10 protein-coding genes and 1 pseudogene are annotated in these 10,155 nt (G+C 65.1%); 5 read left to right on the forward strand and 6 right to left on the reverse strand.

Annotated elements, in window-relative coordinates; all coding sequences use genetic code 11:
• Positions 1-385 precede the first annotated feature (385 nt).
• The 3 genes from EB084_12150 (at position 386) to EB084_12160 (ending at position 3,046) form a co-directional block, all read left to right on the forward strand.
• Positions 386-1,033: a hypothetical protein gene (locus EB084_12150; protein ID NDD29007.1), complete on the forward strand. Its 648-nt coding sequence runs from the start codon at positions 386-388 to the stop codon at positions 1,031-1,033.
• Between the two features lie 199 nt (positions 1,034-1,232).
• Positions 1,233-2,108 carry a hypothetical protein gene (locus EB084_12155; GenBank protein NDD29008.1) on the forward strand — a complete coding sequence of 292 codons (876 nt, stop codon included), beginning with the start codon at positions 1,233-1,235 and terminating at the stop codon, positions 2,106-2,108.
• Positions 2,105-3,046, forward strand: coding sequence for a hypothetical protein (locus EB084_12160; GenBank protein NDD29009.1), 942 nt, complete (start codon positions 2,105-2,107; stop codon positions 3,044-3,046). Before EB084_12155 ends, EB084_12160 begins: the two co-directional genes overlap by 4 nt.
• A 21-nt stretch (positions 3,047-3,067) precedes the next feature.
• Here the strand turns inward: EB084_12160 and EB084_12165 are convergent, their stop codons facing one another.
• The 6 genes from EB084_12165 to EB084_12190 form a co-directional block, all read right to left on the reverse strand.
• Positions 3,068-4,402, reverse strand: a complete 1,335-nt coding sequence (locus EB084_12165) for a hypothetical protein (protein ID NDD29010.1) — start codon at positions 4,400-4,402, stop codon at positions 3,068-3,070.
• Between the two features lie 129 nt (positions 4,403-4,531).
• Complete coding sequence (locus EB084_12170) at positions 4,532-5,251, reverse strand: hypothetical protein (protein ID NDD29011.1); 720 nt, start codon at positions 5,249-5,251, stop codon at positions 4,532-4,534.
• A 12-nt stretch (positions 5,252-5,263) separates the two neighbouring features.
• Positions 5,264-5,770, reverse strand: a complete 507-nt coding sequence (locus EB084_12175) for a hypothetical protein (protein NDD29012.1) — start codon at positions 5,768-5,770, stop codon at positions 5,264-5,266.
• Between the two features lie 11 nt (positions 5,771-5,781).
• On the reverse strand, positions 5,782-6,063 hold the full coding sequence (locus EB084_12180; protein NDD29013.1) for a hypothetical protein: 282 nt from the start codon (positions 6,061-6,063) through the stop codon (positions 5,782-5,784).
• Positions 6,064-6,163: 100 nt separating this feature from the next.
• Positions 6,164-7,261 carry a diguanylate cyclase gene (locus tag EB084_12185; protein NDD29014.1) on the reverse strand — a complete coding sequence of 366 codons (1,098 nt, stop codon included), beginning with the start codon at positions 7,259-7,261 and terminating at the stop codon, positions 6,164-6,166.
• Positions 7,125-7,985, reverse strand: a complete 861-nt coding sequence (locus EB084_12190) for a DUF2007 domain-containing protein (protein NDD29015.1) — start codon at positions 7,983-7,985, stop codon at positions 7,125-7,127. Before EB084_12190 ends, EB084_12185 begins: the two co-directional genes overlap by 137 nt.
• Before the next feature lie 552 nt (positions 7,986-8,537).
• On the opposite strand from EB084_12190, the pseudogene EB084_12195 reads away from it, so the two are divergent.
• Together EB084_12195 and EB084_12200 are read left to right on the forward strand one after the other, a co-directional pair.
• A pseudogene (locus tag EB084_12195) lies at positions 8,538-9,315 on the forward strand (ATP-binding cassette domain-containing protein).
• The coding region (locus EB084_12200) for an amino acid ABC transporter permease (GenBank protein NDD29016.1) at positions 9,312-10,155 on the forward strand (844 nt) is incomplete at its 3' end. The pseudogene EB084_12195 and the gene EB084_12200, both read left to right, overlap by 4 nt.

Raw genomic sequence — 10,155 nt, forward strand, 5'->3', positions numbered from 1 at the left:
GGGGAGAAGCAGGCGACCTGGATTCAATCGGTGTGACGCGCGCGTCCATCGAAGACCCTCCCCTCCTTTGTGGCGCTATGGCCTATCTATCGCGCCAAACAACAGACTTGTCAAGTCGAGGCAACCAGTGCAGACACCAAAAAATAAACACCCAATACTGTCACCACCTCTCGGCGGCTTCTTGGGGCCATAAAGGCGACAGGAACAGCAACAATCAGAAATAGCCCGCCAGCAGCCCCTTTTTTGTTAAAGAATTGTTCACAAACCATCAACATTATTGTTACAAATCAGCCCTAGTCACGTGGCTCGAACGACCTGACATCCCTCTCAAGAAAAGCGCCGCACGAACCGCCAGGACGGACGGCCGACGAGAAGGAGAGCAACCATGTCAGACCTGTTCATCGGTGGAAATCTTCGCCCCAGCACCGCGGCGCCGAGCGCCCCTTCCAGGTCGGTTGCCTCCGCCGCCCCGCAGAGCGCGAACGACAGCGCGCACGTCCCCGGCAGCACCGACAGCTGCTGCAAGTTCGTCGAGAAGACGAAGGAGAAGCTCTTCTGCGAGAAGCACGGCGACAAGCACCTCGGAGAGAAGCATCACGACGAGAAGCAGGTTGGCGAGAAGGGCCACAAGGAGAAGCTGGGCGACAAGGGCCTCGGCGAGAAGCGCTGCGGCGAGAAGGACTACAACGAGAAGCTGGGCGACAAGGGCTTCGGCGAGAAGGGCCACAAGGAGAAGCTCGACGACGTGAAGTGCCGTCCGGAGAAGGCGTCTGTCGAGAAGGGCACCGCTGAGAAGGGCATCGAGAAGTTCGCCAGCGAGAAGCTCGGCGACAAGCACCTCTGCGAGAAGAACCATGACGAGAAGCCGACGGGCGAGAAGATCGGCGTCGAGAAGCAGTCTGGCGAGAAGGGCCACGTCGAGAAGCTCGGCTTCGAGAAGGGCATCGAAAAGCGCTGCTCCGAGAAGGATCTCGAGATCCAGCCCGACCTCACCGCCCGCGGAGGCGCTCCCACGGCGCGCTTCTTCGCCTAGAACAACGATTCAAGGTTGCCAGTCGTGTGTCGATTGGCTTCGGCTCCGGTACGTTGTCCTGAACTCTCTTCGTGGCCGCGCTGAGCGCGGCCACATTCATTTCCGTGAGACGTCGAACCCGCGGCCACCTCGCTGCACACTGTCCCATCCACGAGGGGGGGGCGCAGGAAGTCGGCCGGGCACTGCCAAGATCACCTCGATGAACGAGCCGACCATCGTGTTCTACGGGACCCCCGGGCACCCCGTGCTCGAGCCCTTCTACCAGCACGTTCGTGAACGGGGACGCCGACGCGTCGCCTTCGCCACACAAGGGAAGTTCCCGCGCGAGACCGGCCTGTGCCTGGGCGCTGGCGCGAGCGACCCCTCCGGCTGGCTGCAGCTGCCCTACGAAGACCCCATCGACCTCGACGACATCTGCGGGGTCTGCCTCGACGGCTACTACGTCGACCCGGAGGCCCTCTCCGATCTCGACGAGGCCGACGCCGCATACGCCCAGACCGAGATCTGGGCCACCCTCATCGCGCTCTTCGCGCGGCTGGCACGCCGTCCGGGCTGCGTGGTCGCCAACCACGTGACACGGCGCGAGTGGGTCGCCTCACGCGCGGCACAGCAGGCGTTCTTGAGCGCGTGCGGGCTGCGGGTCCCCCGAACGCTCATCACCAGCGACCCCGCCGCGGCACGCGACTTCCACGAGACCTGTGGGGGGCGCACGCTGTACAAGCCCGTCACCACACCGTTCGCCGAGTTCAAGGCGATGGGCGCTGACGACCTCGATCGCCTCGACGCGCTGACCCTTGCGCCGGCCCACTTCGAAGAGCCCGTCGACGGAGAGATCGCGCAGTGCGTGGTGGTAGGCGGGCAGGCGTTCACGCTCGGCGCGTCGCTGCCCGAGTCGTCGAAGCGACACGCGCTCGAAACGTGCCAGCGGCTCGAATTGACCATGGGCGAGGTCGTGTTCCGGCTGGGTGACACCCCCATTGCAACCACCCTTCGAACCCATCTGAGCCTCGAAGCCCTGCAGTACGCCGAGGTGCTCGAGGCCGCCACCACCCTTCTCGAGGAGGGGCACCTGTGAGCGAGACCATCGTCGTCATCGGCAATCCCTCCGAAGACATGGTGAGTGACATCCACGACGAGCTGAAGCGTCGCGGGCGTGCCGTGGAGCTGGTGCAGACGCAAGACCTGCCCGGGACTGTGCGGTTCGGCCTTTCGCTGGGCAGCGCCATCGACGGCTTCTTCGCCCTCCCAGACGGCCGCCGCCTGGCCTTCGAATCGGTGAAGAGCATCTACCAGCGCGCCGGCTTCGATGCCGGCGAGACCATCGAAGACTACACGCGCGAAGAGGCCGACTACGCAAGCAACGCCACGCTCTCCGCGTTCACCGTCGTGCTCAACACCATCGACGCCATGGTCGTCAACCGCCCCGTGTACTCCGGCTCGAACGCCTCGAAGCCGTATCAGATCGGGCTCGTCGAGCAGCACGGGTTCAGCGTTCCCCGCACCCTGGTGACCAACCAGCCCGACGCCGCGCGCGAGTTCTACGAAACCCACGGCGGAAACGTCATCTACAAGTCGATCAGCTACGTGCGATCCATCGTGAAGCGCATGAACGAAGAAGACCTCGACCGCCTCGACACGCTCGAACGATGCCCCGTGCAACTGCAGGAGTGCGTCGATGGCCGCGACATCCGGGTGCACGTGGTGGGCCCCGACCAGCTCTTCGCCCACTTCATCGTGGCCGACGAGAGCGACTACCGCTACGACAAGCAGGCCCAGATCCGGGCCCACACCTTGCCGGAGCCCGTGCGACGCCAGTGCTTCGCGCTTGCCAGGGCCCTCGGGTTCGTGCTCGCGGGCATCGACCTGCGCGTCACACCGAAGGGCCGCTACTACTGCTTCGAGGTAAACCCGTCTCCCGCGTTCTCGTGGTACGAGGTGCGCACGAAGCAGCCCATCACGGCAACCCTGTGCGACGTGCTCGAGAACGCCCACGCACTGAAGCCCTGGTCTTGATGCGATGCATTGGCGGTGAAGCTACCAGTAATCAAGCGCCTTGAGCCGTCGCCGCGCCGACGCGGGAATGGCGGGGATGGGGCTGGCGCTCCCCTGCACCGCAGCGGAGCCAAGGCGCTCCACGATTGCGCGCCGCAAGCGCCTGGCCTGATCCGGCGCCTGCGCCAGCAGGTTGGACGAATCTGCCGCCCCCCCCAGCGTGAGGTCGACAAGACGTGGTGGAGGCGTCACGGAACCGCCCACTGCGCGGCTTTCCTCGGAAGGACGGACGTATTCGATGTACTTCCACCGACCGTCGGTCGCCATGCAGCCCTCGAGGCGCTCTGACTGCGCATAGGCCAGACGGCCCCCATGCTCGCTCAACACATCGGCCTTGCCGGACATCTCGACCGAGACCGACGGGAGATAGCGCTTGAGCAAGGTCGGCATGACGTCGATGGTCTCGACGACGCTGCCCACGCGCAGCCCCGAAGGCCCGCCTGGCAGACGCATGATGAGCGGAACCCGAAGCGCCTTCTCGCGCAGATCCGGCGTCGCGCGCACGTCGCGCACGTCTTCGCAGCCGTGCGGGCTCATCAGCACGACGACCGTGCGATCTCCCCCGTGGCCCTCATCGAGAAGCTTCATCAAGCTCCCGATCCATGCATCGATGTGCGTCACGGGCGCGTAGCAGGGTCCGTGAAGGGCAGCGAGGGGATCGGAATCGTGAGGCGGGTGGATGTCCCGGTAGTTCAGGAAGAGGAACCAGGGGCGCGCGCCCTCCGCGTGCGACGTGATGAACGTGCGCGCCAGTGCCGTGGCCTCCGTGCCAGAGCGCTTGATGAAGGGGAGATTGGTCTCGCCGTTGGGGGGGATCGGATAGACCGTTCCAAAGCCTCGCGTGAAGTCGAACAGCTCGCCCGATTGCGCCGAAGGGCCCAGCAACATGGCCGACGAGGGAATGGAGGCCGTGTCATACCCGTTCGCACGCAGCACCTCCGCGAGCATCGTCGGCGATGCGCGCGCGCGAAAGCACTCTGAGAGATAGCGCGAGGTGAAGATGCACAGATGCGAGGGCCCCGTGCGCTCCGCCTGGGCATACGCCTTCTCGAACAGCACGCCGTGGGCGGCAAGCGCATCGATGTTGGGCGTCGGGAACCCCTCTTTCGCATAGCAGCCCAGAAAATCCGGGCGCATCAGATCAACGGTGATCAGAAGGATGTTGGGCCGGTCTGAAACGCCCCCCTCGTTCGCGCGAACCGATGCGCGCCTGCCTCGGAAGAGCAGCGCCCCCCCGAACAGCAGGTTGGCAAGAAGCAGCAGCGCAAGCGCCACAAACCATCGTGGAGAGGAGAAGTACGACGCCAGACGCTGCACCTGGGCACGATAGCAGAAAACGCCGTCCTCTTTCAACACGAGGGCGCGCGAGACATGCTGACCGGCGGTGCCCCCCGAGGGCGGGCTTCGGCTCGCATCTCTCCCACAGTCGCGACAGCGCCGTCCGGCCTACCAGTAGTCGAGCGTCTTCAGCTCGTGCTGCGTCGATTCCTCGACCGCGTCTTCCATGCGGACGTCACGATTGACCGCAGAGGGCCCGAAGCGGTCGATGATGGACTTTCGCAGGTAGGCCGCAATTTCCGGGTGCAGCGTCACCTGGTTGTCTGCTTCATCCGGATCAGCCTTCGACAGATCGATGAGACGGGTGGGCGGCGTAAAGCTGCGAAGCGCCTCCGGACACTCCACGTAGGGACGAGTGTACTCGACATACTTCCAGCGCCCGTCGGTGGCCATGTGACCTTCGAGGCGCTCGGTCTGCGCGAAGACGATCCGACGAGAAGACGTATGGAGCATATCGGCTGACCCCGCCGAATCCATCAAAACACTCGGAAGACATCGCTTGATCAACGTAGGCGCCACGTCGATGGTGGCCACCGGATGGCGCTCCCGAACCCCAGACGGTCCAGCGGGGAACCGCATGATGAGGGCCACGCGCAACGTCTTCTCTCTGAGCTCGGCAACGCTTCTTGCGTTGCGCTCATCATCGCAGCCGTGCGAGCTCATGAGCACGATCGCTGTCTCATCGGCGAGATGAAGTGCCTGCAGCTCAGCCATGACCTCGCCGATATAACCATCGACTCGGACGAGAGGGCGATAGAAAGGCCCGTGTTCGGCATCAGAGGAGTCTGGGGGCAAGGGGGGATGCAGATCACGAAAGTTCAGGAACAAGAACCACGGACTTCACCCGAGCCTATGCTGACGAAGGAAGAGGCGAGCAAGTCGGAGGGTCTCGCTCCCGTCGCGCTTGACGAAGGTTCGCTGGGTGTCCCCGCTTGAGGGAACCGAGTAGACACGATCAAACCCCCGGTGAAAGTTGAACAGCGGATCAGGTCGCGTGCTCGACAGCAATCCAGAAGAGGGAATGGACGTCGTCTCGTAGCCATTCTCGTGCAGCACCTCCGGCAGCGTCTTGGGCGCCAGGCGCGCCGCATAGCAGTCGGAGAGGTAATGAGAGGTGAAGATGCACAGGTGCGACGGCGACGTGCGCTCGGTCTGGGCGTAGGCGTTTTCGAACAAAACCCCCTGACGCGCAAGCGTCGCGATGTTGGGAAGCAAGAAGCCCGTCTGACTGTAGCAGTCCAGAAAGGCCGGGCGCATCAGATCCACGGTGATGAGAACGATGTTGGGCTTCTTCTGCAGGATTCCGCCACGCGACCAGGTTTCGTTCGGCGACGCCTCACGCTCCATTGAACGCTCTGCTACACCTCGGCGAACAGCACGGTTCCGCAGGCGTCGTGACGACCCACCAGCGTGGTGCGGCCCACGGCGTCAACCACGGGACGCAGGCTGACGAAAGCGAGCAGACAGAGCGGGCACAGCTCCGTGCACGGCGCCACGACGTCAAGTCGCACCCACACGTCGTCTTCCGCGAGCTTGTAGCCCTGTGCGACACACGCCGCAACCGTCGCCTGCGAAACGCTGGCCCCCTGCTCTCGCTTCAAGAAGGCGCGTCGTATGTAGCGCTCATCGAGACCGTCCATCGAGCCCTGCTTCGCTGGCCTGCGCCTGAATCCCCCGCGAATGCAACCCCTCCAGCGCATGAACCAGGTCGGGTCTCAGGGCGCTGCCCTGACGGCCCCCTCAGTCGACGTGGTAGGCAGTGACCCTGTCGCGCCCCTGCTGCTTCGACACATAGAGCGCCCGGTCGGCGGCCTCGAGCAGACCGTTGATGTCGCGCGCGTGGTCGGGGAACACCGCCATGCCGATGCTGAGCGTGAGCGTGAGCTTCTGATGGCCCACATCGATGGGCCGCGCGCGAACTGTCTCGGCGACCTGCCGCAGCACCTCGACCGCCGCGTCATGCGACACCTCGGGCATCCACGCCACGAACTCGTCTCCTCCCTGGCGCACGAGAACGCTCGAAACGGGGAGATCCTGGCGCATGGCGCGCGCGATGGTGACGAGGGCCAGATCACCACTGGCGTGACCGTGCGTGTCGTTGATCGACTTGAAGTGATCGATGTCGATGAAGGCGACGCTGAGCGCGTGCCCACCCCGCAGCGCACGCTCGAGGTCGTCGGTGAGGCCGCGGTGCAGGAAGCGACGGTTGCGCAGCCCCGTGAGCTCATCGAACCAGACGGCATCGACACTTCGCGTGATCAGGCGCAGACGGGCCGACTGCTGCCGCAGAAGCGCCTCGGTGACCTCAGGATGGGTGCGGATGAACGCGCGGAAGTCGACGGCGCTGAGAACCGAGAGCGTACAGGCCTCGCGAGCCACCAGCGTGGCCGAGTGATGGGTCCCGTCGAGCGCTCCCATCTCACCCACCACGTTCAGGGCGCGCAGGGTGCTCACCACATAGGAATCGCCCGAAGCGGCCTGACGCCTCACGTCGAGAGAGCCTCGCGTCAGCAGGGCGGCCTCAACCGCAGTCTGACCCGAGACCCAGAGCACATCGTCCGGTTCAAGGCAGCGCTCGACGCCGCGCTCCACCCAGAGGCGAACCCAGTCGGCACTGCCATCGATCTGCTCGGCGAGTTCTGCCTCCACCGTCACACCTCCCAGAAACGCTCCTGACGACGATGCCCCACGAGCGACGCGATCAGGGGTTGGCGTCCGGCTTCTCGATGTCGGCCGCCTCTTCGACCTCGTCGAGGTCTTCTTCGTCATCGTCGGACGCGTCGTCGAGGTCGTTGAGGTCGTCGAGACCCTCTTCTTCGTCGTCTGACGCATCATCATCGGCGTCGGGCGGCGGCTCGCCCGCGCAGCTCCAGCACGCCTCGAGGGTGCCGGGAATGAGCGCGCCACAGGTCGGACATTCCCAGTCGGAGGCTGGCTCGGCGGGAGCCTCGACAGACGCCAGGACCTCACGCGCTCGCTCTGCCTGGTCTGCGTGGACCTCGAGAATCGTCGGCTCAAAGGGAAGCAGGCCCGACGACCCGCCCACCGTCTCGAACGACGCGATGCCGGCCGATTGCAGGGCGGTCTTCGCAAGGTCGACCAGGTAGGCGTCGTGACTGGTGTAGACCTGCACCATCTCGCTCTCGTTGGGGCCGATGGAAGGGCTCGGGCCGTGTACGAGAGGCGTCTGGCAGTGCGCACAGAGCCCCACGTCGTCGTTGTACTCACCGATCGCCTGATACAAGTCGATGTGCGGACAGTCAAGGTTAGGGCAGTGCTTCATGAACGACCTCCTCGACGGCATGCGTGCGTCACCAGGGACCCCAGGGGATGCTTCGCCACCCCCCGATGATTCCCCCTGAGGGGCCTTCCTGGCGCGTGTCGCCCTGCCCTCGAACGCGCGACCTCTCCCTCTGCAATCATCCGGGGCCTCCCCGGACCAGCACCCGGCTGGGGGAAGCCTGACTCTCCTCATTTCGCAGGACTTGCCTGGCGCCAGGCACGAAGCCCCCGTCATGCGAGAGGAGTCTCCCGTGAACGACCTGCTGACCCTCGTGGGCATCGTGCTCGTCTACGTCGTGCTGATGCGCTTCGTTCTCCCCCGATTTGGCATCGCCACCTGAATGAGCGGTGCTTGCGACGTCCGGTCCGGACGTCAGACCGAGGAGCATCTCCCGGCTCTCCCCACGAACGCGCCCACCCTGCCGAAGCGAGAATGACCCCCGTGCCACAGTATGAAGTCGTGTACAGCACCGACGAGGGCTGGTGCGCGAAATGCCGTGCCCTTCCGTGCGCGTGCGCCAGCGGTAGGAGCACGGGAAAGCGATCGGCCTCCCCGTCGAAGGGCTCTGCGGGCGGCGCCTCCGCGCGTTCTGCCCCATCGGGAAAGCCCACCTCGGGAACCGTGCGCATGCGCCTCGAGAAGTCCGGCCGTGGGGGCGCTGAAAGATCGCGTCATCGAGATCCAGGGCGACCATCGTGATCGAATCGAAGCCCTGCTCATCGAGCGAGGTCTGAAGGTGAAGCGCGCGGGCGGCTGAGACGAGAGGCCGAACCGCTTCACTCCCCCCACGACCGAACGGGAAACGCAGCCGCACACGCGAACCTCTCTCACATGCTCGACGTCGATGCCGTCTGCAAGACCTATCCCGGCAGTGCGAGGCCCGCGCTCGAGCCCGTATCGCTACGCGTGGGAAAAGGGCAGACCACGGCCCTCATCGGCCAGAGCGGCTGCGGCAAGTCAACGCTGCTGCGCATCATCGTGGGCCTGATCACGCCCGACAGCGGCACCGTGACCCTCGATGGTGAGCGCGTCACCCCGGAGAACATCGAGCGCATCCGCCAGCGCATGGGGTACGTCATCCAAGACGGCGGGCTCTTCCCGCACCTCACGGCCCGCGAGAACATCATGCTCCTGGCGCGGCACCTGCGCCGAGAAGGCGAGGCCGAGAAGTGGCTCAACGAGCTGCTCGCCCTCACCCAGCTGCCCCCAGAGAGCCTGGCCCGCTACCCCCTCGAGCTGTCTGGCGGGCAGCGCCAGCGCGTCAGCCTGTTTGCTCAAACCCGCCATCGTGCTGCTCGACGAGCCCATGGGCGCCCTCGATCCGATGGTGCGCTCCGATCTGCAGGAAGACCTCAAGCGCATCTTCACCACCCTCGGCCAGAGCGTCGTGCTCGTCACCCATGACCTCACCGAGGCCGCGTTCTTCAGTGATGAGATCGTGCTCATGCGCGATGGACGCGTGATGCAGCGGGGAACCTTCACCGATCTCGTTCGCCGACCCACGAATGCGTTCGTCACCCGATTCGTCAACGCCCAGCGCGGCGTCGACCTCAACGCTGCGATGGCGCCACCGATATCCGGCACGCGCGAAGAGGAGACCACCCCATGAGACGCGCTGCGCGCTGCCTCCTCATCGCGCTCTTCCTGACGGTCGCGTGCGTATCGACACAGACCGCGCAGGCACAGACGAACGGATCGATCACCATCGGCTCGAAGGCCTTCCCGGAAGGCATCATCCTGGGCGACATCCTCGCCACGATGCTTCGGCGAAACGGTGTCTCGGTGACGCATCGCGCGGGGCTGGGCGGCACGCAGATCGTGTGGGCCGCGCTGCTGCGCGGAGAGGTCGACGTCTATGCCGACTACACCGGCACCCTCATCAGCGAGCAGCTCCACGATGCGCACATCGAGTCGACCGATGGCCTGCGCCAGGCCCTTGCACAGCGCGGCCTCTCGATGAGCGCGCCCCTGGGGTTCAGCAACAGCTATGGCATCGCGGTGCGCCGTGTCACCGCCGAGCGGCTCCATCTCTCGAAGCTGAGCGATCTTGCGGCACATCCGGAGATGGTCATTGGCGTGGGACACGAGTTCATGACCCGCAAGGAAGGATGGAACGCCGTTCGCGCACGCTACGGCCTGCATCCGGAGCGCGTGGTCACGATGGAGCACGAGCTGCTCTACCGCGCCCTGGCCGCCGACGACGTGGGGGCCATCAACGTCTACACCACCGACGGCGACATCGGCTACTACGATCTCGTGGTTCTCGAGGACGACCGCCACCTTTTTCCCCGCTACGACGCGGTGTACGTGTACCGAGACGCCTCGGCCCAGCAGTGTCCGATGCTGCTCGACGCCCTGAGACCTCTGGCCGGTGGCATCGACGAGACCCAGATGATCGCCATGAACGCCGAGGTGAAGGTGCAGAAGAGGGCCGAAGCCGACGTGGCGC

Source organism: Pseudomonadota bacterium (assembly GCA_010028905.1).
Taxonomy (GTDB): domain Bacteria; phylum Vulcanimicrobiota; class Xenobia; order RGZZ01; family RGZZ01; genus RGZZ01.